The sequence below is a fragment of the Oceaniferula marina genome (assembly GCF_013391475.1).
In the GTDB taxonomy this organism is placed as follows: Bacteria; Verrucomicrobiota; Verrucomicrobiia; order Verrucomicrobiales; family Akkermansiaceae; genus Oceaniferula; species Oceaniferula marina.
In genome coordinates, this window is the sequence record NZ_JACBAZ010000003.1 from 132,258 (window position 1) to 156,902 (window position 24,645).

A 24,645-nucleotide genomic window follows, 5' to 3' on the forward strand; every position below is an offset into this window, starting at 1 on the left:
GGGTCTTTTTTGTACCCCACTGTCCTCTATCCTCTATCCTCTATCCTCTATCCTCTATCCTCTATCCTCTATCCTCTATCCTCTATCCTCTATCCTCTATCCTCTATCCTCTATCCTCTATCCTCCATCCTCCATCCTCCATCCTCCATCCTCCATCCTCCATCCTCCATCTTCCATCTTGTATCTTCCCATCTTGCATCCTAGTCTCACACCATGCTTCTACGCGCACTCGGACGCCCCGCCATGGATTTTATCAATTACCTTGGCGAGTTGTCCGTGCTTTGTGCCCAGATGGCAGAGTCCATGCTCATCGGTAAAAAACGCTGGTATCTCTTCATGCAGCAAATTGTCGAAATCGGCTTTAAATCTCAGCCGGTGGTCATCATCACCGGTGCCTTTGTCGGGGCTGTCCTCGCCGCACAAGGGCTGTTCCAGCTCAGCGGCCTGAAAATGGAAACCATGGGTGGAGCCCTGGTCAGCGTCGGCATGCTTCGAGAACTCGGGCCAGCCCTTACCGGCGTTATGCTCGCCGGCCGGGTCGGAGCATCCATGGCAGCGGAAATTGGCACCATGAGGGTCACTGAGCAAATTGACGCCCTGCGCTCGATGAGCGTCCACCCGATTGATTACCTCGTCGCACCACGGCTCACCGCCATGGTCATTTCCGTGCCCCTCTTGATCACCGAAGCCGCTGCCTTTGGTATCGCAGCCAGTTGGGTGGTGGGCACCCAGGTGTTTGGCGTCTCGGAAGCCTGGTGGGCCCAACACACTCGCGATCACACCGCTCTGGCAGATATCTACATCTCGCTCATCAAAGGTTTTGCCTTTGGTTTATTAATCGTCCTGATCTCCTGTCACCAAGGGCTCAAGGCAAAGGATGGAGCCGTTGGCGTTGGCCAGGGCACCACCCGCGCCATGGTCTATTCCTCACTCGCCATCCTGATCACCAATTTTTTCCTGACGATGCTGCTCAATCTCGTCTTCCCCATCGGGCTCGCCGGCTAAACCTACGCCCAAGGGAATAAGCACCCTTGCCAAAGCCTCCTACCCCCACTATGAAAAACTCCCGAATCACTATCCTGCCCATGCTCCTCCTGGCCGCCGCGTGCACCGCCTGGATCCTGCAGGCGCAAACAGCAAAAAAACAAACACCGATGACTGAACTCAATACCGCTCCAGAACAACCGGAAAAAACCGTCACCAAAACCGACGCCGAATGGAAAAAACAACTCACCCCGGAGCAATATCGGATTGCGCGCCAAGCCGGCACCGAAGCCCCGGATGGAGAAATTTACAAACAGTTCAAAAAACAAGGCTCAGGCACCTACTACTGCGCCGCCTGCAATGCCGAACTCTTTAGCTCCAAGGAAAAATTCGATTCCCGCTGTGGCTGGCCGTCATTCTATGACCCATCCAAGGCCAAAAATGTCAAATCCCTGCCGGATCCGGACGGGCGCAGGGTGGAAGTGCGCTGCAACGTCTGTGATTCCCACCTCGGCCACGTCTTCACCGGTGAAGGCTTCGACACCCCGACCGACCAGCGTTACTGCATCAACGGCACCGTGCTGAAATTCGTTCCGGAAAAAGCCGCCGAAACAAAAAAGCAGTAACATTCAATCGGAGGCTCCCATCAACAGGCAGCATCCGGATCACCTGCCAAGATCAGGAGGCGATATAATTGCGCAAAAAGCGCCCGCTCTGGCGCAGGGAAGCCTTCCGGGTTTCCTCTGTCGCCTCATAGGCCCGGTCCTCCACCTCGATGCAAACCGGCCCGTCATAGCCGGTGTCAGTTAGTACCGAAAAAAAGCGTCCCCAGTCGATCTCACCCAAGCCCGGCAACTTTGGGCAATGATAGGCATTAGGCGGAGCCAGGATCCCAACCTCATTCAGACGATCCCGGTCGATCCTGACATCCTTGGCATGGATATGAAAAATTTTCGAAGCAAACTCCTTTATGGGCTGAACCGGATCCATCTGCTGCCAGACGAAGTGGGACGGATCATAGTTCAAGCCAAACGAATCACTGGGGATACGGGCAAACATTTCCCGCCAAATCGCCGGCGACACCGCTAGGTTTTTGCCTCCAGGATACTCGTCCTCGGTAAAAAACATCGGACAGTTTTCAATCCCGATCCGCACACCCTTCGATTCAGCATACTCGACAATCGAAGGCCAGCGCTGATCAAAGAGTTTCCAGTTTTCTTCCTGACTCAACGAAGGATCCCGGCCAATAAAAGTATTCACTTGGTTCAAGCCCAACATGGCCGAAGCATCGATCACCTTGTGCAAATGATGGATGTAAACCGAAGCCTCTTCCTGGTCCGCAGCGAGTGGGTTCGGGTAATATCCCAGACCAGACAGCGACACTCCGTATTTTTTAACCAAGAGAAGAATCCCATCGGCATCCTTCTGGGTAAAATCAGCGACATCAATATGAGTCACTCCGGCGTAACGCCTGACCTCCTTCTGGCAGGGCCAACACATCGGCTCCAAAGTGTCAAAATCGTTTTCGGAGGCAAAAGCGAGCAATTCCTCCAGGCTGAGGTCGGGTAAAATGGCAGAGACAAATCCTAGTTTCATAATCAATCCTGATGCAGTGGACCATGAGGTAATGACTTCGGCAAGTCCATCTGTCATTCTTGTTAAAAGCAGCAGCCCACTCTTCCGTTTTGGCTGGCACAGCGCAGATGGCAGAGAGAAATAACAGCCTGCGGCGCAGACAGGATTTATAAGATTATAGAGAGCCTGGCAGGCTCAGTAATGACGGATCACCGCTTTCTGGCTAACGCCTCCTCCGATACCTCATATCCTCCTGTAAATCCTCAAGCCATCCTGATCATCCTGTCTGCGCCGCAGGCATCATCAAGATAGCCTCACACTCAGCCCTCGGCCGATGAATAGTAATTTTCTTGCAACTATTTCTCAATAGGCGAGTTTTATCGGTCTGATCCTTATGAAACTCCCATCGATCATCTTCAAGCGCCAGAGCCTGCTTACCTTGGCTCTGACATCACTCGGCATCGCGGTGAGCGGGCCCCTCTTCGCCAAACCATTCACCCAGGACCAGGTTCGCAGCACCAGTCACTCGATCGACCAACTGGTCGCCAGCCACTTGCAATCCAAACAACTCAATGCCAATCCCGTAATCGATGACGCCAGTTTCGCGCGCCGCGCCTACGTCTCGATTGCTGGTAGGATTCCAACTGCGGAAGAAGCCGCTCGATTCATCGACGACCCCCAAATCAACAAAAGGCGTGAGCTGGTGGACTCTCTGATTCAATCACCCGGCTACCGGAGCCGGATGTTCAATTTCTGGGCCGATCTACTCCGGTTGCAAACCAACCAAGAGAAATTTGGTATCGGTTGGCACCTCTGGATCCAGGATGCGGTGAACAACAACATGCCCTACGACGAATTAGTCCGCAGCATGCTCGCCGCCGACGGCCTGGCAACCGAAAACCCGGCAGTGGGATACTATCTGCGCGACCGCAACATGCTCCTGGATAACGTCAGCAACACCGTCCAGGTCTTCCTCGGTAATCGCATCGGCTGCGCCCAATGCCATGACCACCCCTTCGACGACTGGACCCAAAAACAATACTACGAACTGGCCGCTTTCACCGGGGGGACCACCTACCGCAGCGACTCCGCCTCCAAGCGCCTGCGCGAACTGACCGCCTACACCATGAAACAACAAGGGGTCACTCAACCAAGCGGCACGGGCAAACAACGCTCAAAACAAGCACGACGCAACCAAAACAAAGCACGACAAATCGCACGTGACTACGGCAATCTCTTTCGGGATTTCCGCAAAAATGCCATCGCAGATGATACCCGAAAACAGCTCCGCCTGCCTGACGATTACCACTACAACGACGGCAAACCCGGCGATCTGGTCGAAGCACAAACCATCTTCGGAGCCTCCCTCGACCACGTGGAGCCACAAGACCGCCGTCAGGCATTCGCCGGGTGGGTCACCTCAAGTGATAATCCGTATTTTACCAAAGTCATCGTCAACCGGCTCTGGGCCGAGGTTTTTGGTCGCGGTATCGTCGATCCTCTCGACGACTGGTCTGAAACCACACGCATTTCCCACCCGGAATTGCTCGATCTGCTCTGCCAGGTCATGAAGGCCACCGACTACGATGTGCAGCAGTTCATGCGCGTCCTCTACCACACCCGCCTGTTTGAAAGTGCTGCAGCCGCAACCGCTCCAGCACGAGGAAAAGCCTACGCCTTCCAAGGCCCGGTGCTCCGGCGAATGAGCGCCGAAGAACTGCACGATTCCTTTCTCGTCATGGAATACGGCAACCGCGACGACATCGTCAACCAGGCGCTCACCCGCCGATGGGACAGCTATAAAACGAGTGTCGACCAACTATTCAACATGCCCCTGCCCCAACTGGTCGCTCTGAATAAAGCCGTCGACGCCAACGAGAAAAAACTCCTCGCCGTCCGGAGCGAAGCAAAAAAAATCCGAGAACAAGCACTCAAAGCTAAAGCAGAAGGTGACGAGGAACGAGCCCGCAAACTTCAACAAAAAGCACGCGAAGTCTACTCCCGATCGAAGAAAATGGAACGTCAGGGTGGAGACGAACTCATGAGCATGGTCATGCAACGCAACCTGCGCGTCCGCGGCCAGCAATCACTTCGCGCATCCGAACAACCCGCCCCCTACAAAGCCGGAAGCTTTATGCGCCAATTCGGCTCATCCGATCGATTAACCCCCGACGCAGGAAGTGAAGATGCCTCGATCCCGCAGGCACTCACACTGCTCAATGGTCAGGAAATCAACCGGGTGACTGATGGCAGAGGCAAGCTGGCCAGCGCCCTGCGTGATGCCAAAACCGATGCCGATCGACTCGAGGTTCTCTTCCTCACCATGTACGGCTGCCGCCCCAACACCGAAGAACGCCAACAATACGAATCACTCACCTCCACCGCCGCCGAGCTCAGAACCCTGGCGAGAGCCATGATGAACTCCAAACGCTTCCTCTTCGTCCAGTAAAACCACCCATCACCCATTTTAAATCAGTAAACTCCCATGAACCCGAACCATCTCGACGAACTTTCCCGACGCGGATTTCTCGCCACCACAGCTAAAACCTGCTTCGGCCTGACCATCGGCGGTAGCGCCGCCCGCTTCTTCAGCCAACAAGCGGAAGCCGCCGATCCCGCAGTGCTCGCCAGCGGTGGAGGCACAGCCAAAAGCGTGATCTACCTGTTCATGTCCGGAGGCATGACCCACCTCGACACCTTCGACCCCAAACCTGAGGCCGGAAGTAATGTCATGGGAGAAACCAAAGCCATTTCCACGAATGTCGACGGCATTCAGCTCGGCCATTGCTTACCAAAACTCGCCCAGCAAATGGACCAAGTCGCACTCATCCGCTCCATGAGCACCACCCAGGGCGCCCACGCCCAGGGCCGATACTACATGCGCACCGGATACGCCCAACGCTCAAGTATCGTCCACCCGGCACCCGGTGCCTGGGTAGAACGCCTGAGCGACCCGACCCGACAAAACCAACCATCCACCGACATCCCCAGCTACATCACCGTCAACTGCGGCAGCGGCCACCCCGGAGCCGGCTTCATGGAAGCCCGATACGCCCCCCTCCCGATCGGCGATGCCAGCACCGGCCTGCAAAACAGCCTGCGCCGCGGACTGAGTGAACAACACTTCGATCAACAACTCGCACTACGCCAACAACTCGACGCCGACTTCGACGCCCGCTACCTCAAAGGACAAAAAAAAGTCCGCGCCTACAACGAGGCCTTCGACGCCGCCGTTAAACTCATGCGTAGCAAAGACCTCGAAGCCTTCGACCTCAGCAAGGAAAGTCAAGCCGCCCACAAACTCTACGGCCCAAGCTCCTTTTCCAAAGGCGTGCTCCTCGCCCGCCGACTGGTCGAACGCGGCGTCCGCTTCATCGAAGTCGAATACGGTGGCTTCGACTGGCACGCCGACAACTTCGGCCTGATGGAAGAAAAAATCCCCACCCTCGACCAAGCACTCGCCGCCCTGTTACACGACCTCAAACTCAAAGGGCTGCTCGACAGCACGCTGGTTGTGCTCGGTACCGAGTTCGGACGCTCCCCAAAAATCAATGAAAACGCTGGCCGGAACCACTACCCGAAAGCCTTCTCCTGCCTCATGGCCGGCGGCGGCATCCGTGGCGGCCAAACCTACGGAGCCACCGATGCCAAAGGCGGCAGCGTCACCGAGGGCAAAATCAATGCCCAACACTTCAACGCCACCATCGCTCACGCACTTGGACTCCCCCACGATCAAATCATTTACTCCGAATCCAAACGCCCATTCCGCATGGGAGGCCGCGAAGGTAAACCCCTGACCCAGCTGTTTACCTAAACCACCCGCAGGCAGAGCCCACAAGCGATCCATCCACAGCCCCACCCACAGACCCCACCCGGTCAAAGCAGATTCGAAGGCAGCTGCTGGCTATCCTCCAGACCACTGTCACCTGCGACACGCTCATCGTCCCCTGACACTTCCGGAGTCGCCAAATCAGGGGCCTCCATATCAGGATCCTCCCACCCGGCATCCCGTGACTTGCGCCTTTTGCTCTGTTTCCGCAGCGGATGCTTCGCGCGTCCAGTCAAGGACTCCACTTGAGCCTCCCTCACCGTGGCATTCATCTGCACACTGCTTCCCCGCAAGATCAATTCCAACTCCCCCAACTCCGGCAGACAAATAACCCACTGCCGCAAAGCCGTAGCCTGCAGGCTACCATCAAGCACCGCCGGCCCAAGCCCGTAATACACCTTCCGACCACGCTTCCGTCGTGCCACCAGACCCACCCGCTCCATCACCTTAAGCTGCTTCGACACATTGTATTGCCGCTCCCGCAAGACCTTCACCCATTGGCTCACGGACCACCCCCGCTCTCCGACCCCCTCGGCATCCCCAGCCAGCATCAGCCGCAAAATCCGTAACCGCGCCGGATCCGACAAAGCTTTACACTGCTCAACCATGGAAAACAACTCACTCATACATGCTTACATGCGCATATATATCTAAATAATGATAAAAGTGAAGCAGAAACCATCTTCCATCTTCCATGCCGCACTTGACTCATTATGCCCTTGCGTAATGACATCATACACGCAGCATATCGCGCATGCGTTTCTACAGTACCAACACCCCTGACACCTTGGTTGATTTTGGTGAGGCGGTTCTCCGTTCCCTCCCTGCGGACAATGGACTCTACATGCCCGAAACCATTATTCCTCTCGACGATGCTTTCTGGAAGAGCTGGAAATCCATGAGCTTTTCCGACATGGCATACGAAGTGGTCTCCACTCTCTTACAGGGCGCGATTCCAACCGAAGATTTACGCAACATCATCGACGACGCCCTGAATTTCCCAGCCCCAACGGTCCGGCTTGACGACCAGCACCACGTGTTGGAGCTCTTCCATGGCCCCACCCTCGCATTCAAAGACTTTGGGGCCCGATTTATGGCCCGGGTCATGGCCTGGCTTACCCGCAATTCAGATGACCCCCTGACTGTGCTCGTTGCAACTTCGGGTGACACCGGAGGCGCCGTCGCCAGTGCCTTCCATCACGTCGAAGGCACCCGGGTCGTGATTCTCTACCCGTCCGGAAAAGTCAGTGGTCTGCAGGAAAAACAACTGACCGCACTCGGAGGCAACATCACAGCCCTGGAGGTCGACGGCAGCTTTGACGATTGCCAGCACATGGTAAAATCCGCCTTCCTCGACCAGGAAACGGCCCGCAAACACAACCTGACTTCGGCCAATTCCATCAATATCACCCGTCTGATCCCCCAGATGCTTTACTATTTCGAATCGGCCCGCCAGTTCGATACCCCTCCTGTGTTTGTTATCCCGAGCGGTAACTTCGGCAACCTGACGGCCTGCCTGATCGCCATGAACATGGGACTTCAGGTCAAGCAACTGGTCGCCGCCACCAACGTCAACGACGTCGTCCCGGAATACCTCGCCAGTGCAACCTATAACCCACGCCCCTCGGTGCCCACGCTCTCCAATGCCATGGACGTTGGAGCTCCGAGCAATTTCACCCGGATGCTGGAACTCTTTGGCAACGACTGGGGAGCCATGACCGAAACTGTCAGCGGCTTCGCCTTTGACGACCAGGAAACCCGTGATGCCATGCGGCAGGTGCACGAACAATACGGCTACACCATCGACCCCCACGGTGCCGTCGGCTACCTCGCCTCCGAGGCCTGGCTCACCGCCCACCCCGAAGATACCACCATCATCCTCGAAACCGCCCACCCCGCCAAGTTCCCCGAAACCGTCGGCGAAGAACTCGGCGCAAATGCAGTCGAAATCCCGGAACGTCTGGCCTGCCTGGCGAATGAGCCCAAAGTCTCCATCCCCATGGCCGCCAAACCCCAGGCCCTGATCGACTGGTTACAGGCGTAAAGCACGCTCGCTCCCCGAAAAGTGGTCGGTCCAACCGATCACTGTGCAGAACTCGACACGACACGCGTCAATCCGTACTCTTTGGATCATGAAACGATCCATCTTTACGGCCACTCTGGTATCTTCACTTCTTACCATTGGGGCCAGCCTGAATGCGGCGGTGCGCCCCAACATCCTGTTTATAGCCATCGATGACATGCGCCCCGAGATCGGCTGTTACGGGGCCTCTCACGTCAAGACACCCCACATGAATAAGTTGGCGGCCGAGGGCGTGCTGTTTCAGCGTGCCTATTGCCAACAAGCCATTTGCGGTCCATCCCGGGCAAGCATTCTCACAGGGATGCGCCCGGACACCATTGGCGTGCATGGTAACCACAGCCACTACCGGGACAAAAAAAAGAACCTGCTGACTTTGCCTCAATTTTTTAAAACCAAAGGCTACTATGCGGCGGCCTGCGGTAAAATAAACCACGGAGTGTTCCCCAAAGGCAAAGCCCCGAAGTGGGACACCATGGGAGACCCGGAAAGCTGGAGTGTCCCGGCATTCCGCCCGGGACCTCGCTATTATTACACCGAGACCGGTATCAAGGCTGCCCAGAAGGTCTTTAAAAAACGCTTCCCTCAACGCCCCTTGGATGAGTGGGATCAATACCTGAGCTTCGGACCACTAACGGAAGCTCCGGACGTCGAAGACCATGTTCTCTACGATGGTCAAGTGGCAGACAGGGCGGTCAAATATTTACGCGAGTTTGGCAAGGACAAGGATCAACCGTTTTTCCTCGCTGTAGGCATGATCAAACCTCATTCACCCTATATTGCTCCGAAAAAATACTGGGGCCTTTACCAACGGGATCAGATCAACTTGGCACCCAACCCTGATTTTCCGAAAAATGCCCCGAGCTATGCCGGACATTCCTCGGGAGAAAAACGCCGCTACACCGATCAGAAAAAAAGAGGAGCCTTCACCCCGGAAGACCAGCGCAAAACCAAACACGCCTACTACGCCTGCATCAGCTATATCGACGCCCAAATTGGCAAGGTTTTACAAGAGCTTGAAAACCAAGGGCTGAAAAACAACACCATCGTCATCCTCTGGAGCGATCACGGTTACCACCTAGGAGAGCAAAATCTCTGGGGAAAAACCACCAATTACGAGTTGGACACCCGGGTGGCTCTGATATGCCGGGCTCCAGGGAAAAAAGGCAACGGCCAACCGTCCCCAGCCTTGGTCGAATTGGTGGACATGTACCCGACGCTCGTGTCCCTCGCTGGGTTCGATGTCCCAAACGTCTGCGAGGGCAAAGACTTCTCGCCCGTCTTGGAGGAACCGACCCGGGCGTGGAAACCGGCTGCGTTTTCACAATATCCCCGAGGAAAGCTCAAAGGCTACGCCATGGCAACCCACCATTTCCGCTACATCGAATGGATCGCCGCCGATGGCAGCATCGCATCCCGCGAACTCTACGATCACCGCAATGATCCGATGGAAACGGTCAACGTCGCCAACCAAGCCCCATATGCCGAAGATGTCGCCCGCCTATCCAAGCTGCTGGATCGCGGACAAGGGTGGAAAAAGATGCAATAGCATTGGACCATCCACCCCTCGAGCCTGCGCCGCATCCCAGTAATCTCCCTTTATGTGAAAAAATCTGACAGCCTGCCTGTACTTTTCCTGTTGATGCCTGCTTCTTAAAATGGCATGGTGCTAAGCTTATGATGGATGTCCGACATAGCCTTAGCCCACGCCGCAGGGTGCTGACCTTACTCACCCTGTTGCTGGTGACGTCTACCAGCATCCCCGCGATGGCAGCCCCGGATTCCGGACCAGAAAAAAAAGAAACCGTCAGTGAAGAACAGTTGCTGCACGCTGCACGGCAAATCGACCTGAAAATTGCCAAACTTTACAAAAAGAAAAAACTCACCGTCCCGGCAGATGCCACCGACCCCGTCTTTTTACGGCGCAGTTTCCTACTCGTGGCCGGCCGCATCCCAAGCGTAGAGGAGGCCCGGACCTTTCTGGAGTCGGACGACACCAACAAACGTCAACTCCTCATCCGCTACCTGGTCAACTCTCCCGGCTACGACAGCCATATGGGCAACTGGCTACTTGACCGACTCCGGATCCGTGAACAGTTCGAAAACGGGCGCTCATCCACGCCCTACATGCAATGGATCCGCAAAGCCGTGCGTGAAAACCTTCCCTACGATGAATTGGTCCGGCAACTGCTCTCCGCCGAAGGAGCCATCTGGCAAAACGGGGCCGTCGGCTACTACATCCGCGACAAGGGAATGCCTCTCGACAACATGGCACATACCATGCGCCTCTTCCTCGGCACCCGCATGGAATGTGCCCAGTGCCACGACCACCCGTTCGATGAGTGGGAACGCATGGACTTCTACCAGCTTGCCGCCTTTACCAGTGGCCAATCGGAAATCAACCGCGGTGTTTGGAGCTCGCTCTGGAAAGAAATCCGTGACGCCAAAGAAGAGCGCAGCCCGCTCGGCAGAATGGTCCGGTTTTTAGGCGACGAAGTCTACTACCCCAGTCTGAGCGGGGCAGGCAAAGGCCGGATCCAACTCCCCGGCGACTACCAATACGGCGACGGCGACCCGGGCGAGTGGGTGGGCGCCCGCACCCCGCATAACAAAACCTTCGGCAAAAGCACCCGCATGTCCAAACGCCGCGACAGCGACGATGGCCTGGAGCGTTTTTCCACCTGGGTCACCCACCCCGACAACGAGCGCTTTGCCACCATCATCACCAACCGGATGTGGAACCGGATTATCGGCACGCCGCTATTCGATCCCGTCGACGAATATGTCCCCCCTGAAGACACCAGCTCACCTGAACTCACCCGCTATTTGGTGGATTTGATGCAGGAGCTGCACTTCGACCTCAAAGCCTTCCAACACGTGCTTCTGCTCACCCGGGTTTACGCACTGGAATCCGTCAACCACAAGCCGGCGCCCGGTGAAAAGCCCCTGTTCAACGGCAGAACCATGAAACGCATGAACGCCGAGCAATATTGGGATTCGCTGGTCACCCTGATCGCCGGCAACCCGGACAAACTCCCACTCCGCAACGAGTCCGATGCCATCTATTACGGCGGCCGGCCGGTTCTGATCGGCAGCCTGTCCATGCCCGAGCTACAACAAGAAGTCCTCGCCCTCGAATCTCCGGCGAAACTCCGCCGCTACGCCCAACAACTGCTGCAGCGGATCGATGATCAGAAAAACGACCAGTCTGCGCCTTCGATGATGAAAAAACGTCGGGGCGGACGCGGTGCCCTGTCCGGAATCGCCCGTGCATCCGAACTGCCATCACCCGCCCCCAAAGGCCACGTCCTCCAGATTTTTGGCCAGTCCGACCGCATCCTGCTCGACTCCGCCAGCATCGAAGCCAATGCCACCCAAGTGCTCGCCATGCTCAACGGCGAGGTAGAACGTCTGGTGGTTGCCAACGACCAGGCCCACATCCACAGCCAGTCCCGCGGCTCGGCCCGGGACCGGATCCGCTCACTCTTCTTTGGCACCTTGTCCCGGCCACCCCGACTCGCTGAGATGAAGCTCATGGAAAAGGAAATGGCCACCCGTGGAGATGCGGGATTCCGCAACATCCTCTCCGCCTTGATCAACACCCGCGAATTCATTTTTATCCCATGAAACAACCACTACCCCACTCCCGGCAAGCCGACGAAATCACCCGGCGCCACTTCATCGCTCACGCCGCCCGCACCTACCTCGGCGTCGGCCTGATGCCAGTGCTCGGTGGCGGACTCAGCCCCAGCAGCCAGGCCGCAGCCGAGACGACCAAGCCTGCCGACTCATCCGCTGAAGCCGTCATTTTCCTCAATATGAGTGGCGGCATGAGCCACATCGACACCTTTGACGTCAAACCTAGTAAAAAAAGTATCCAAGGCCCGGTTTCCGCAATCAAAACCAATGCCGACGGCATCCAAATCAGTGAGTATCTGCCAAAAACCGCCGAGGTCATGGATAAAATCTGTATCATCCGCTCGATGAGTTCCATCAACGGAGCCCACGACCGCGGCCAATACGTGCTCCACCGCAGCTACGCACCACGCGGAACCATCGTACACCCGACACTCGGAGCCTGGACAATGAAACTCAAAGGACGAAAAAATAAAGAAATCCCCGGCTTTGTCACCGTCGGTGGCGGTGCCGCCAATGCCTCAGCCGGCTTCTTTGGCGTCAAATACGCCGGCGTACCGCTCGGCCGACCGGATGAAGGGCTCAAGGACAGCACCCGTGCCGATACCGTTGCTGAACAGGATTTCGACCGCCGACTCCAACTTGCCGACGCCCTGAACCAAGAGTTCCATCGTCAACACCGCAATGTTGAAACCGAAGCTTACGACGAACTATATAAAGAAGCGGTGCGCCTGATGCGCAGCGAAGACCTGGTTGCCTTTGACATCAGCAAGGAGCCGCAACAATCGCGCCAGGCCTACGGAAACAACGCCTTTGGCCAAGGTTGCCTGCTCGCCCGTCGACTCGTGGAACACGGCGTGCGCTACGTCGAAGTCAACCTGGGCGGCTGGGACACCCACTACGATAACTTCACCGCGGTCGAAGCCCGCTGCCAGGTCCTCGACCGCGCCTACGCTACCCTCCTGCTCGAGCTCGAGGCCAAAGGCTTGCTCGACAGCACCATCGTTGCTCTCAGCACCGAGTTCGGTCGATCCCCGGAGATCGTCGCCGAGCACAACAGCGGGCGCGACCACCACCCGACAGCCTTTTCCAGCCTGCTTGCCGGTGGAGGCATCAAGGGAGGCATCGTACATGGCCAGACCGACTCCAAAGGTGCACGGGTCAAAAAAGACAAGGTCGGCATCGAGGACTTTAATGCCACGATCGCCCACGCGCTCGGCATGGACACCAGCGCCGTGCTGCTCTCCCCCTCAGGCCGCCCGTTCCAGGTTGCCCACAAAGGAAAACCTGTCAAAGCCATCCTCTCCTGACCCCACCGCTATAGAGCGGGGGCTTCCCGGTCCCCGACTGGATAATGAGCAGAGAGTCGGCCGCTGAAACCGGGCGGTATAAATCCACACCCTGAGGACAAAAGGTCATTTGAAAATCAAATCATGATTTTTTGTGATTTTTCCCTTGTCAGGATGAGCCAGCAGACGTAAGAACTCCCCGCCCTGCAAAGGAGCGCTGCTCCGGCTGACCACCGGACAGGAAAAACAAACCGATTCGTATCAATCGATACCAATCAACAATGGGTAGGTGGCCGAGTGGTTAAAGGCGGCAGACTGTAAATCTGCTCTCGTATGAGTACACTGGTTCGAATCCAGTCCTGCCCACCATCTTTCGAAAAGGCTCAGAGTTTTTACTCTGGGCCTTTTTTTGTGGGCAGGACTGGATGAGAACGCAGTTCGAGCGCACAACGAAGTGTCGTGGATCACGACATCAAAAGCTTAACAAAATCCGGAGGGGGATTTTGCATACTAGCACAGCCAGAGCGCAGCGACGGCAATCAAGAACCTCGCAACACATTTACAATGAAGGGTTTAAGTCGATCTGAAACTCCTTTTTTGTTGTTAGCGGATAAGCCGTTTGTGCCACTTTTGTGCCATTTTTTAAGTCCTGCATTCAACTACTCAAATTTACTAGTGTCTACTCCGTGCCGTTCGGCCACGGCAATGACTTCGAACCAAGTGTCTGATATTGTCCATCGGCTTCCCCCCGCATCTATCTTCTCGCTCAGCCCACCGTCAAGATCACCATCAAGCCCCCTAATAAAGGCCTCAAGGGCTGCTTCCATAACTCCAGACTGCCTCTGAACTAATATCGACGCTTTCGCCGAAATCTTTTTATGCCCTGAAAAAGCCGATCTAAAATCTTCCAGGAATCTACATCAAAGCTTTAGAAGTTAAGCAATAAACAACCATGCTCTTAACTAACTATAACCAAGAGCTTCAAGAGTATCCTCAAGTTCACTCATTTGAGGGTCTAGCCATTGAGCGTAGTTTTGCCAACGTCCGACAGATTTGGAATGCACGGGCTCGCGGATCGCGGCATAAGTAGGTGACTGCACAACCTTTTCTGCAGCACGTTGAGCGGGGTTACCGCATTGTTCATGCCAATCCAGCCCGATGTGCCCCAAGGCACGCTTCACCTCTGGCTGGAAATTGCGGACGACATCCTCATACTTTAAAATGCATGCAGCCTCGGGTAGATTTTCACGCAGTTTGATCCATAGACCCAGTCGCTTTGCGACAAATTGAGCAGACGATTGCAAAGACAAATGACAGATCGCGTTATGGTTTGGTGGTAATGGCTGTGAGAAAATAGAAATCAAAATATCGCGTGGGTCTCGTAAGGCCATGAGGATGCGCGCCTCGGGTAACACGCGTATGACACTTGGAAGAAGCTGTAATAAATCAGGGTTTTTATCAATCACCATGCGTCCGTTTGTTTTTTCCCCCAAAGCAAGCTCAATGAAAGTGCGATAAACGCGTCGGTATTTCATGAGTTGTGGTTTGGTGAGTTCATCTAAGATATGAGATTGAGGCATGCCGCCCGGCTTTCCTTCAAACAACGGACCGTGAACTGTGGCACTGAATATGCTGGTTTCTTCCGCTGAAATAGCGTCTGGATGAGCGTCCAGAGCTTGTTCTAGCAGGGTAGTTCCGCTTCGAGGGTGACCCGCTAGAATGGTCAATCGCTGTTGATGGGGGAGGCTTTTTGCACCTTGCAACCAATGGCTTAAATGATTGTTGGTTAGAGAGTCGAAGACACGGTCAGGATGATGGATAATGAATTGAGCCTGTTTTTGATAGAGTGCATAATTGCCATCCGTCGGGTAATACTGTTTGGCGGTTTGCCAAGCCCGCATGGCATCTGCATACTCGCCAATCTTGTCGTGGATGTGGCCTTTTTCATACCATGCCCTGGCCGCTTCCCAATGCAGGGGCACTGACTTTTTATCCATGGATGCCAGCATCTGCAACGCTTGATCAAGCTGACCATTTTGGCGGGCAGCCGAAGCCGCAAGACGGTGTGCCGGAATCGAGTTCGGGTGATACTTGAGTATACGCTCCACCAGTTCTTGTACTTTTTCGAGTTGCCCAAGCCGCTCAAAGACATCGGCAAGTAGGAGTGGCGCGCGGATGTCATCTTTAGCCAATTGTGCATTGGCAAGTTCCAGAAATTCTACTGACTCTTGATAGCGGGAGTGCCTCGAAAGAGTAAACCCAATATCGAGTGCCACCTCGCCTATGTGTTCCTTGGTCAGGGATAGCGCGACTCGGAATGAACGCACAGCAAGTTGCCAATCATAGATGCCCAGTTGTTGTTTGGCTACTTCGACTAAAACCCTAGGTTGCCTAGTCGCTTTTGCTTGGCTGGCAAGTTTACGCAACCTGCGCATCGCAGACATCGCCTGACCATCGGCCGCGAGCTGCTGGCATTTCTGGAGTTCAAGAGTAAATTGCATGACGATAATCCGTGTGACTGCCCATAGAACAAAACACCCCAGCCGGAATTCGGCTAGGGTATTTTGAAGAGATTTGTTTTTTGTTAAAACTAACGCTTACGTCTCAAGGCAAAACCGAGAACCCCAAGACCCAGTAACGAGATACTCGAAGGCTCAGGGACTACGTTGATCTGAAAGCCGCCCGTGGCATCACTGTTCGGACCAAAAACAGTGTAGGTAATTTCACCACCTGTGGCGGTCACATTGTTGAAGGTTACGAACTGACTGGGATTGCTTGTGCTATTCCAGGTTTCCATACTGAGAGTCGTCCCGTTGACATCTACATCCGTGGCATCACCAGCTCCGATGACAGTGAGGTTATACAGTCCGCCCACTGTCAGACCTGAAATGGTAACACTGCCAATGCTGGTATTATTATTACTTGTAAAAAAGCCGTCACCGTTGGGTCCATTTGTTTTGGTATTGCCGAGACGGTTGTTGCCGTAGTTGTTGTAAGTGAAGTTAAATCCAGACCATGATACGTTCACACTTGTAGTACCTCCGGTAGAATCAAGCAGGCTGTTAAGACTCCCGGAAGTAGCATCGACTGTACCATTCCAAGTGTCGTTCCCAGCAGTGCCATCCACCCAATTAATGCTGTCGGCAGTAGCTGGTCCATTTGCAAGGTCACCATCGAAAGTTCTCGGTGTTGGTGCCGCTCCAATGCCCCCAGTACCGTCAAAATCGACGTTGACCAGCTGACCTGTGACGGTTGAGGCAGCCGTAGCGGAGACCGCGGAGTAGGCAAGAGCCGCTCCGGCGAAGGCTCCTGATTTAAGTAGATGATATTTACTATTCATTGGTATGACGGTTGTTTTTTATAATAGGAGCTATCATCCTGATCATAACGCAAAGTCATGTAAAGCATTCATTTAACAATAAAGTAGGTATTCCTCAGGGCTCCCTCACATTGGATCACGGGTAAAAGCGAACCATCAACCGAATCTTTTCATGAAATACCCGAGCTAGTCTCCGAGTTTGCCCCCTCTTTTCAACTTTTTTAACCGACCCTATAACCAAAAGATAGGGATAAAAGCGGACATGCTTGATAGGGTGCCAGTCTAAAATCGCACTCTCTCCAGCATTGCTCATTTACGGCGGCGCAAAATAAGAGCAAGTCCACCGAGCCCAAGAAGAGCGGAGGAAGAAGGCTCTGGAACAGTATCGACGGCAAAAGTCACACTCTCACTTTCTCCCCAATTCCAGTAATGACCAAACTCGAAAGTGACCGTTTTAGCAGCACCAGCGGTCGACCCATCTACCGTGTAGCTCAATTGATTCACATTGCCCGCACCATCATCCCCCATATCGAGTCCCTGCGCCACTTGAACTCCGTTAATAAGAATTCGAAAAGCATAATCATAGCCCGCGCCGCCACGTGCCGTATTAATGGTCGCATCCATTGTGATAGTATCACCCACCAGCAGGTCAGTTGCATGGTCACGAGATAAAGTCAGTGAGTTTGCTGACGATCCCGAGCCATAGCCATAAAGACGACCATTAAAGCCGAAGCCATTGGAGGAATTGTTTGTGACGGAAGTCCAACCGTTCCCAAGAAGAGCGTTACCAGCGTCAGAACCTGTGAGACCTGAAGTATAAGCGGTAAAGTCATCGGTAAAAACGGTAGCTGCTTGTGAGACCATAGCTGTGGCTACAAACAAACTGGCGGCGGTTATAATTTTCATATGAGTATTTTGTTAATGTTTAATCATAGAGAAAGAGCCTCAACAGGTCGTAGACCTATACTCATCTCGTAAGACAACCTATAATTTCAAAAAATAGAGGGCAAGCGAAAAAAAGGCGACCTTTTTTGGCTGTGTAGCCTCGTTGAAGCAGGCACCAAAAAATATAAAAGCGGTGCGCATGATGGGATCACGCGCACCGCTTGGGAAAATGGTATGAAGCTAAACCTGGAGAAGTGAGGCCAATCCCCCCTGGCTAAGCCGCAAAATATTAGACCTTGTAGTATTCCTCCCAGCCTTTGCGTGGTGGTGGGCCAATCAGGAGTTGGTTGGCAATTTTGTTATCGGGGATGGATTCGGTTTTGCGGTCGAATTTGAAGGAGGTTTTGAGGCGCTGGGCAATGCAGCCGAGGGTGAGCACCTTACTGAGTTCGCCACCAACGGCGAAGTTCGAGTTACAGGTCTTTTCTCCTTTGACACCGAGGGCGAAGTCCATGAAGTGGTTCGGTTTCCCCTTTTCGTAGCTAGGAAGTTTTCCGGCCTTCTCTGCGTGCTCGTTGTTCACCACGACCAAGGTTCCTGAATGGGATCCACCTTTGAACGCAACGCCATCGGCACGGTGGATACACTTGCCCGGAGGCAGGGACTTCACCTTGTTACCGCTGCCGCCTGACGGTGGCGCCGAGCTGCCGTCCGATTTCGTGCGGAGGAAGCCCTCGGGGAACTCGGGCAGGTTACCAACCCCTTCACTCCAGACGATGTCCATCGCCGGCATGGTTTTGCTGCGCTCGGGGAAGGAAAACTTCAGCGTCGAGCTCATAGGGAAGACGTAATCGTTGTGGCCCTTGATCATTTCCAAGGAGACCGACTCGGGCATGCCGAGCTTAAGGAACTGGTGCACGGAGTCGATGATGTGGGCTCCCCAGTCACCGAGTGCACCGTTACCGAAGTCATACCAACAACGCCAATCACCATTGATGTAGTCTTTGTGGAAAGGATGGAATGGCACCTGACCAAGCCAGGTATCCCAATCCATACCCTTGGGCATTTCCTCGGCTTTGTTCAGCCACTGCTCCCAGCTCATGCCTTTGGTGGGAACCTCACCATTCCATTTATGCCATCGACGGCCTTTGGTCATGTGGGCGTCCATACGAGTGATGTTGTTCATCACGCCGGAGTCAACCATGGCGCGGAATTGATAGTAATTGGAACCGGAGTGACCCTGGTTACCCATCTGGCAGGCCACTTTGTATTTGGCCTCGGCTTTCATCAAGAGGTCGCATTCCTGATAGGTGTGCGCCAGTGGTTTTTCCACGTAGACCCCCTTGCCCAGAGCCATCGCATGCATACAGATGGGGAAATGGGTGTGGTCCGGAGTGCCTACCGATACCGCATCGATTTCCTTTTCCATCTTATCGAACATCTTGCGGAAGTCGTGGAAACGGGCAACCTTCGGGTATTTTTTGAGAATCCGCTGAGTGTGGCTGTCTCCGATCTGGGTGTCGCAGAGGGCCACGACATTGAACATGCCGGTCTTCATCAGCTCATCGATGATTGCGCCAGCACGGTTCCCCACCCCGCAACAGGCAAGGTTGATGCGCTCGTTAGGTTTGATTTTTGCCGCCTTGGCAATGTAAGGGAAGGCAGAAAAGGCAGAGGCTCCAGCAGCCAGCCGGATGAAATCGCGTCGGGATGTATGTGTGTGTGACATGGTTATTCGATGGTTTGTTCGATGATTTGCTTAGATGGGGCCATCCCCCATACGAATCATACCCACAGGTACCTATCACACGATAAGGCGTCAAGGAGCGAGCCCCCACCCACTGTCCAAGTATGGATAAAAGTCGAGAAGTCGAGAAGTCGAGAAGTCGAGAAGTCGAGGGGGCGACCTTTAGCTTCTCAGGTCAGCGAGCGTGACGGGTTCACCACCGGCCAGACGTGATTGTTCGGCAGCAAAACCGATGATGTGACCTTCCACGGAGCAGGAAATGGTCGAGCTTTCGCGACCATCGCCACGGAACACGGCATCCATGGAGTCGACCAGACCGTAGTCGCCACCACCGTGCCCTTGGTAACCATTGTCATCCATCTCAGCGAGGCTGATCATTTCGATCTCGCCGCTGTCGTGATCACGGATGGAGAAGTGTGATCCGCTGAGTTGCTTGTGAGCATCACCGCCACGCAATGTCGCTTTCGTGCCGTAAATCTCAATCGATCGACCGAAATCAAAGGCGGTCATGGTCAGGCTCGCGGTGGCTCCATTTTCAAAATCCATGTTGACCACCTGATGATCGACCACATCGTTATCGCACTTCCATGCACAACGTCCCCAGGGCGAATGATCCAACCAGGCAAGCACCTCCTCATCGGGGCGTTCATTCGGGTTCGGATACACCATATCCAGCCAGCGGCTGTGTTTGCCAAGGTACTGGTGGGTATCATACATGCAGGAACCTCCTTGGGGTGCGGCGTGCGGGCAGCCGGAAGTGCAACGTGCGGTGGCCCCTTCAGGGGCATTTTCAGGGGTGAAATACGAGAGTCGCCCGTAAGAGCTGACGCTTTTGCACCGGCTCTGCATCAGCCAGGCAATGTAGTCGGTATCGTGACTACACTTGGCGACAATCATCGGGGTGGACTCGGAGGATTTCCCCCAGTGACCACGGACAAAGGAATGCGACTGGTGCCAGGCGTCCACTCCTTCGGTCGCATGCATGGAAATCACCTCACCCAGCCGTCCCGAACGGAGAATTTCGTTCACTTTCGAATAGAAGGGTGTGTAGCGGAGGACAAAACAAAGCAGGATTTTGCGGTCGTATTTTTCTGCAAGCCGGGCCAGTTCCATCGTTTCCTCCAGCGTCTGGGCCGCTGGTTTTTCCAAGAGAAGATGGTAACCGAGCTCGAGGGCTTTTTTCGCAGGCTCGTAGTGGTAGTTGTCCTGGGTACCGATGATCAGGACATCCGCCATTCGCTCCTGCTCCAGCAGGGCGTTGGCGGAATCAAAGCTACGAAAATCCGGGTTCTGGGAAATTTCCCGCAGCGCCTCCACTCGGTCCGGGATGGGGTCGGCACCAGCAACCACGCTGTATCGCCCCTCCATCGACATTGCAATACGGCTGTAGGTCCGGGCACGTGAACCGCATCCCACGGCGGCCAAGGTAAGTGGTTGGGAAGAATCAGACATGGATCAAAAGAAAGGTGTGAACAAGTCCATTGACCCTTGATTCGGAGCAAACTTCAATCATTTTAGACCAAGTAGGACTTTTAACGCTCATGAGTTAAAAATGAGGGTGAGCCAGCTAAAAGACCACAGACAACAGATTCGCGGCGCAGCGTATTCAACACCAGCACCAAAACCATCGCAGCAAACAGGCTATCCCTTATTATGTCGCCCCTTCAGGGCTCTTTCATTCTCACACCCATATCCCGGGGCGTTGCCCCGGGCTACGTTTATACGCCCCTTCAGGGCAACCAGACACCAGACCAAAGACATCTTCCGCCTTGTATCTTCCATCTTCTCATCTTCCATCTTCTCATCTTGTATCTTCCCATCTTCCAACTTTTCCTCCCATGCGTTTTACCCGTGTTACCCTCTTCATTCTCGCCCTGATCATCGGATTCGGGTTTTACGAACTTGGTGTCTACCTGCTTGATGACGTCGATGCCCAAACTTTTCAGGCAACCGAGGAGGTTATGGTGGATACAGCCCATGTCATGGCCGGCATGATTGAAAGTGAGATCGAAAACGGACAGATGGGACCGGATGCCTTACGCCGCGCATTCAATCGCGCCCATCAGCACCAATTCGAGGCCAAGATCTACCGCCATACCAAAACCAAGCTCGGACTGCACGCATACCTAACCGATACGGATGGCATGGTCCTCTTCGATTCCGATCATGGACGGAGGGAGGGCCAGGATTTTTCCAAATTCAATGATGTGCGGCTCACTCTGGCCGGACAATACGGGGCGCGCTCCTCCCGGCTCGATGAGAGTGATTCCACCAGTTCCGTCCTCTACGTAGCGGCCCCGGTCCGGGCCAAGGCCCTTGATGATGGCTCACCCGGCCCGATCATCGCCATCCTCACCATCTACAAACCACAGGCTGACGTCCTCACCTTCATCACCGACCGCCGACGGGACATTCTTTCAGCCACGCTTTCGATTGGTGCCGGCCTGATTCTCCTTACCGGAGCGGTATTTATCTGGCTGTTTCGACCGATTGGCCGACTGACCCGCTACGCGCAATCGATTTCCCAGGGGGAGCGCCTGCCGATGCCCCACCTCGGCAAGGGCAAAGAGGTCAATACCCTCGGCTCGGCACTGAAAAACATGAAGGAAACACTGGAAGGCAAACGCTATGTGGAAAACTACGTCTCTACCCTGACCCACGAACTCAAAAGCCCACTCGCCGCCATCCAGGGGGCGGTCGAACTGCTCGATGAGAACATGCCTGCCGAACAGCGGCAGAAATTCCTCCACAACATCCAACACGAAACCTCCCGCTGCCAAACACTGGTGCGCGACATGGTCCAGCTCGCCGAACTCGAAGGTAAACCCCACCTCGAACACCAGTCCGTGGTCGACCTCTCAAAGCTCTGCCAACAAGTCGCCAACACCTGCAAGGAACGACTCGCAACACAACAACTTGATCTCAAACAAGAGATCACCAGCGACATCCAGGTCATCGGCGACCCCATGCTCATCGAACTCGCCATTGCCAACCTGATCGAAAATGCCAGCGGCTTCTCTTCAGCTGGCGACAGCATCACGCTACGGCTGAGTGTGGACGGTTCCATGGCGCTCATCGAAATCGACGACGAAGGGCCGGGTGCTCCGGACTACGCTCTCGAGCGTGCCTTTGACCGTTTCTACTCACTGCCGCGCCCCGGAACCACACACAAAGGAACCGGGCTTGGTTTGGCACTGGTGCGGGAAGCCGCCGTCCTACACAAAGGCGAGGCCCATTTGCAGAACCTTCCCGGCAAAGGGTGCCGAGCAAGTATCCATATCCCTTTGAACCAAGACTGAAGCCTCGCAAAATCCTTTCAAAAGAATCTCAAAACAAGAAAAAAGCGCCCGGACCGAAACCGATCCGAACGCTATAACACACAATGAGATTTTTTCGATAGCGGCGCTACTTACGACGACGCAGCGCAAGAGCCAGGCCTCCGAGGCCGAGCAAGGCACTCGAGGATGGTTCGGGAACAACAGCACCCATCACCGTCATGTTGTCGAAGCCGGTACGTCGGCCTGATGATTTGCTAGAGTTCGTGGCATTGGTACAACTAACATACAGACGAAAAGTCAAATCGGAAAACTCTTGCCCGTCCAGATTGGTCCCCCAAAGGTCAAAAGTCATGTTTTTCCAAATGGCTGACGAGGTGTATTTATTTTGCCCAGCGGGTGAGGCCAAATCCCAATGCTGATCTTGGTTAAATGTCCCAAGAACTGTCGTATAATTGTCCGCACTACTCGCTAACTGATATGTCCCGATCGCATGGTAGGTCTGACCACTCTGCTTCCAATAAACCGAATCAAATACCAACGATTCAACGCTGAAGGATTTTCCGGCATCTGCACTGATTGAAAACTCAAAGTAATCCTGAGTTCCCCCCACCGTGCCCTGGGCTTGGAAACTCTGCGCTGCAAATACTTGGGATCCCATATTGGCATCACCACTACGATCATAGCGTTGAACAAGATTCAAGCCGTTGCTGCTAAATCCTCCACCCGTGATTCCTGCTGCATTTGTCGATGCGCTGGCCCCACTTTCAAAATCATAATCCACCAGCATACTCGCGCCCATGGAACTGGAGATTGCACATAAAAGGCTCGAACAAACAATAAGACTCGGTTTCATCGCAATCGTTTTCATATCATCAGTAGAATCACTTTCTACACCCCATAGCTATATGCTCGACCTGACATGAAAAACAGGTTTACAAAAAAAGATGTGTGTCACACTATAGCACACATGAAATCGACGCCATCCGATCGATCCCGCCCGGTGAGCAAAGAGAGCCTCTCCCACTCTGTGTTTACCAGCATGCAGGACGACCTTCGACATGGCGTCTGGAGCAATCATCTTCCGGGCATCCGCAACTTGATGAAGCGCTATATGGTCAGCCGACCTCCGGTGGAGGAAGCACTACGACAACTTGAATCACTCGGCTGGGTCGGGCCAGCAGCCAAAGGGGTTCCGAGAACCATTCTCCGGACACAGACAAACGACACAAACACCTCGATCATTCTGGTGCGTCCGCCAAGCGAGAAGCTGACACGATTGAGCAGCGAAGTTCTGTCCAGCTTTCTCACCATCCTCCATAGCCGAAACGTCGAAGTTCAACAAATCCCTCTCAATGAGCACCTCCTCAACGATGAAACCCGGCAAAACATCCGAACTTCCCACTTGGAATCGGGTTGCAAACGCTTGCTTGGCCTCGATATGACTCATCACATCATGCGCGATTTGTTTCCCTCAAGTATGCCCCTATTGCAAATTGGAGCCCGGCAATTCGAAGACCCGCACTGCGCCTCCATCTCTCTGAATATGTCGAAGGCGGTTAAAATTGCTTGCCTCTATTCCCTGCAAAACGGCTGCCGGGACATTTCTCTCGCCGAAATAGGTCTCCCCCCAGGGATGAAGCATCGGTTTGCCCCTGCGGTTGAAGACGCCTACGCTGAAATGGGACGCCGCTTCCAAGCTCATATTCACACTCCGGTACTCGAACCCTCGAAAATAGGATCCACTCTACGCTCCGTCGCTCAGAAAGAAACCGTCGATCTCATCCTGACAGTCAAAGCTCCCGCATGGAATCGAACAGTCTATGAACTCCAGAAAGCAGGTATCACCTGCCCGGTAAAAAACATCCTCACGGGAGACAACTTCAAGCTGTTTGATTCCCCTCCTGCCCTCATCTCCCCTATCTATGATGACTACGACAAGGCTCTGACTGATTGGTTAGACCAACTCGACCGCGGTGCCGTTCCTGATTTCTCCCGCTTCGTCAAAATGACGCCTTTGGATTAA

Annotated in this window: 18 protein-coding genes and 1 tRNA gene; 11 read left to right on the forward strand and 8 right to left on the reverse strand. The window is 54.4% G+C overall.

Annotated elements, in window-relative coordinates:
• Window positions 1-213 precede the first annotated feature (213 nt).
• A complete protein-coding gene (locus tag HW115_RS08725) occupies window positions 214-1,005 on the forward strand; it encodes an MlaE family ABC transporter permease (protein WP_178932239.1) in 792 nt (263 codons plus the stop codon).
• Between the two features lie 50 nt (window positions 1,006-1,055).
• Entirely contained in the window at window positions 1,056-1,610 is a 555-nt protein-coding gene (msrB, locus tag HW115_RS08730; RefSeq protein ID WP_227021384.1) for a peptide-methionine (R)-S-oxide reductase MsrB, read from the forward strand.
• Window positions 1,611-1,662: 52 nt separating this feature from the next.
• On the opposite strand, the gene HW115_RS08735 is transcribed toward msrB, so the two are convergent.
• Window positions 1,663-2,580: a sugar phosphate isomerase/epimerase family protein gene (locus HW115_RS08735; RefSeq protein ID WP_178932240.1), complete on the reverse strand. Its 918-nt coding sequence runs from the start codon at window positions 2,578-2,580 to the stop codon at window positions 1,663-1,665.
• A 373-nt stretch (window positions 2,581-2,953) separates the two neighbouring features.
• On the opposite strand from HW115_RS08735, the gene HW115_RS08740 reads away from it, so the two are divergent.
• Both HW115_RS08740 and HW115_RS08745 read left to right on the forward strand, forming a co-directional pair.
• Complete coding sequence (locus HW115_RS08740) at window positions 2,954-5,008, forward strand: DUF1549 domain-containing protein (protein WP_178932241.1); 2,055 nt, start codon at window positions 2,954-2,956, stop codon at window positions 5,006-5,008.
• Window positions 5,009-5,044: 36 nt separating this feature from the next.
• Window positions 5,045-6,373: a DUF1501 domain-containing protein gene (locus tag HW115_RS08745; protein WP_178932242.1), complete on the forward strand. Its 1,329-nt coding sequence runs from the start codon at window positions 5,045-5,047 to the stop codon at window positions 6,371-6,373.
• 62 nt (window positions 6,374-6,435) lie between these two features.
• On the opposite strand, the gene HW115_RS08750 is transcribed toward HW115_RS08745, so the two are convergent.
• Window positions 6,436-7,014 carry an ArsR/SmtB family transcription factor gene (locus HW115_RS08750; protein WP_178932243.1) on the reverse strand — a complete coding sequence of 193 codons (579 nt, stop codon included), beginning with the start codon at window positions 7,012-7,014 and terminating at the stop codon, window positions 6,436-6,438.
• Between the two features lie 128 nt (window positions 7,015-7,142).
• Here HW115_RS08750 and thrC point away from each other — a divergent pair, with 128 nt between their 5' ends.
• From thrC to HW115_RS08775, 5 genes are all read left to right on the forward strand, one after another.
• Window positions 7,143-8,432, forward strand: a complete 1,290-nt coding sequence (thrC, locus tag HW115_RS08755; RefSeq protein WP_178932244.1) for a threonine synthase — start codon at window positions 7,143-7,145, stop codon at window positions 8,430-8,432.
• Between the two features lie 88 nt (window positions 8,433-8,520).
• Window positions 8,521-10,017: a sulfatase gene (locus HW115_RS08760; protein WP_178932245.1), complete on the forward strand. Its 1,497-nt coding sequence runs from the start codon at window positions 8,521-8,523 to the stop codon at window positions 10,015-10,017.
• 128 nt (window positions 10,018-10,145) lie between these two features.
• Window positions 10,146-12,095: a DUF1549 domain-containing protein gene (locus HW115_RS08765; RefSeq protein WP_178932246.1), complete on the forward strand. Its 1,950-nt coding sequence runs from the start codon at window positions 10,146-10,148 to the stop codon at window positions 12,093-12,095.
• Window positions 12,092-13,414, forward strand: a complete 1,323-nt coding sequence (locus HW115_RS08770) for a DUF1501 domain-containing protein (RefSeq protein ID WP_178932247.1) — start codon at window positions 12,092-12,094, stop codon at window positions 13,412-13,414. Before HW115_RS08765 ends, HW115_RS08770 begins: the two co-directional genes overlap by 4 nt.
• Before the next feature lie 262 nt (window positions 13,415-13,676).
• Window positions 13,677-13,762 (forward strand) — tRNA-Tyr (locus HW115_RS08775).
• 593 nt (window positions 13,763-14,355) lie between these two features.
• Here HW115_RS08775 and HW115_RS08780 read toward each other — a convergent pair.
• The 5 genes from HW115_RS08780 to HW115_RS08800 all read right to left on the reverse strand — a co-directional run bounded on the left by HW115_RS08780 (window position 14,356) and on the right by HW115_RS08800 (window position 20,796).
• Window positions 14,356-15,819 (reverse strand): tetratricopeptide repeat-containing sulfotransferase family protein, encoded by a 1,464-nt coding sequence (locus HW115_RS08780; RefSeq protein WP_227021385.1) that lies wholly within the window; start codon window positions 15,817-15,819, stop codon window positions 14,356-14,358.
• 164 nt (window positions 15,820-15,983) lie between these two features.
• Window positions 15,984-16,733 (reverse strand): PEP-CTERM sorting domain-containing protein, encoded by a 750-nt coding sequence (locus HW115_RS08785; protein WP_178932249.1) that lies wholly within the window; start codon window positions 16,731-16,733, stop codon window positions 15,984-15,986.
• A 288-nt stretch (window positions 16,734-17,021) separates the two neighbouring features.
• Window positions 17,022-17,618 (reverse strand): PEP-CTERM sorting domain-containing protein, encoded by a 597-nt coding sequence (locus HW115_RS08790; protein WP_178932250.1) that lies wholly within the window; start codon window positions 17,616-17,618, stop codon window positions 17,022-17,024.
• A gap of 268 nt (window positions 17,619-17,886) precedes the next feature.
• Window positions 17,887-19,326, reverse strand: coding sequence for a Gfo/Idh/MocA family oxidoreductase (locus tag HW115_RS08795; RefSeq protein ID WP_178932251.1), 1,440 nt, complete (start codon window positions 19,324-19,326; stop codon window positions 17,887-17,889).
• Between the two features lie 180 nt (window positions 19,327-19,506).
• Window positions 19,507-20,796 carry a Gfo/Idh/MocA family protein gene (locus HW115_RS08800; RefSeq protein ID WP_178932252.1) on the reverse strand — a complete coding sequence of 430 codons (1,290 nt, stop codon included), beginning with the start codon at window positions 20,794-20,796 and terminating at the stop codon, window positions 19,507-19,509.
• Window positions 20,797-21,182: 386 nt separating this feature from the next.
• Here HW115_RS08800 and creC point away from each other — a divergent pair, with 386 nt between their 5' ends.
• On the forward strand, window positions 21,183-22,643 hold the full coding sequence (gene creC / locus HW115_RS08805) for a two-component system sensor histidine kinase CreC (protein ID WP_178932253.1): 1,461 nt from the start codon (window positions 21,183-21,185) through the stop codon (window positions 22,641-22,643).
• A gap of 106 nt (window positions 22,644-22,749) precedes the next feature.
• Here the strand turns inward: creC and HW115_RS19770 are convergent, their stop codons facing one another.
• Window positions 22,750-23,490 (reverse strand): PEP-CTERM sorting domain-containing protein, encoded by a 741-nt coding sequence (locus tag HW115_RS19770; protein WP_227021386.1) that lies wholly within the window; start codon window positions 23,488-23,490, stop codon window positions 22,750-22,752.
• A 99-nt stretch (window positions 23,491-23,589) separates the two neighbouring features.
• Between HW115_RS19770 and HW115_RS08815 the strand changes: the two genes are divergently transcribed.
• Entirely contained in the window at window positions 23,590-24,645 is a 1,056-nt protein-coding gene (locus tag HW115_RS08815) for a GntR family transcriptional regulator (RefSeq protein WP_178932254.1), read from the forward strand.

What these genes read in the sequence shown, in the direction of transcription:
- HW115_RS08725 (WP_178932239.1), top strand. Translation starts at nt 214, where the DNA reads ATGCTTCTACGCGCACTCGGACGCCCCGCCATGGATTTTATCAATTAC.
- msrB (WP_227021384.1), top strand. Translation starts at nt 1,056, where the DNA reads ATGAAAAACTCCCGAATCACTATCCTGCCCATGCTCCTCCTGGCCGCC.
- HW115_RS08735 (WP_178932240.1), bottom strand. Translation starts at nt 2,580, where the DNA reads ATGAAACTAGGATTTGTCTCTGCCATTTTACCCGACCTCAGCCTGGAG.
- HW115_RS08740 (WP_178932241.1), top strand. Translation starts at nt 2,954, where the DNA reads ATGAAACTCCCATCGATCATCTTCAAGCGCCAGAGCCTGCTTACCTTG.
- HW115_RS08745 (WP_178932242.1), top strand. Translation starts at nt 5,045, where the DNA reads ATGAACCCGAACCATCTCGACGAACTTTCCCGACGCGGATTTCTCGCC.
- HW115_RS08750 (WP_178932243.1), bottom strand. Translation starts at nt 7,014, where the DNA reads ATGAGTGAGTTGTTTTCCATGGTTGAGCAGTGTAAAGCTTTGTCGGAT.
- thrC (WP_178932244.1), top strand. Translation starts at nt 7,143, where the DNA reads ATGCGTTTCTACAGTACCAACACCCCTGACACCTTGGTTGATTTTGGT.
- HW115_RS08760 (WP_178932245.1), top strand. Translation starts at nt 8,521, where the DNA reads ATGAAACGATCCATCTTTACGGCCACTCTGGTATCTTCACTTCTTACC.
- HW115_RS08765 (WP_178932246.1), top strand. Translation starts at nt 10,146, where the DNA reads ATGATGGATGTCCGACATAGCCTTAGCCCACGCCGCAGGGTGCTGACC.
- HW115_RS08770 (WP_178932247.1), top strand. Translation starts at nt 12,092, where the DNA reads ATGAAACAACCACTACCCCACTCCCGGCAAGCCGACGAAATCACCCGG.
- HW115_RS08785 (WP_178932249.1), bottom strand. Translation starts at nt 16,733, where the DNA reads ATGAATAGTAAATATCATCTACTTAAATCAGGAGCCTTCGCCGGAGCG.
- HW115_RS08790 (WP_178932250.1), bottom strand. Translation starts at nt 17,618, where the DNA reads ATGAAAATTATAACCGCCGCCAGTTTGTTTGTAGCCACAGCTATGGTC.
- HW115_RS08795 (WP_178932251.1), bottom strand. Translation starts at nt 19,326, where the DNA reads ATGTCACACACACATACATCCCGACGCGATTTCATCCGGCTGGCTGCT.
- HW115_RS08800 (WP_178932252.1), bottom strand. Translation starts at nt 20,796, where the DNA reads ATGTCTGATTCTTCCCAACCACTTACCTTGGCCGCCGTGGGATGCGGT.
- creC (WP_178932253.1), top strand. Translation starts at nt 21,183, where the DNA reads ATGCGTTTTACCCGTGTTACCCTCTTCATTCTCGCCCTGATCATCGGA.
- HW115_RS19770 (WP_227021386.1), bottom strand. Translation starts at nt 23,490, where the DNA reads ATGAAAACGATTGCGATGAAACCGAGTCTTATTGTTTGTTCGAGCCTT.
- HW115_RS08815 (WP_178932254.1), top strand. Translation starts at nt 23,590, where the DNA reads ATGAAATCGACGCCATCCGATCGATCCCGCCCGGTGAGCAAAGAGAGC.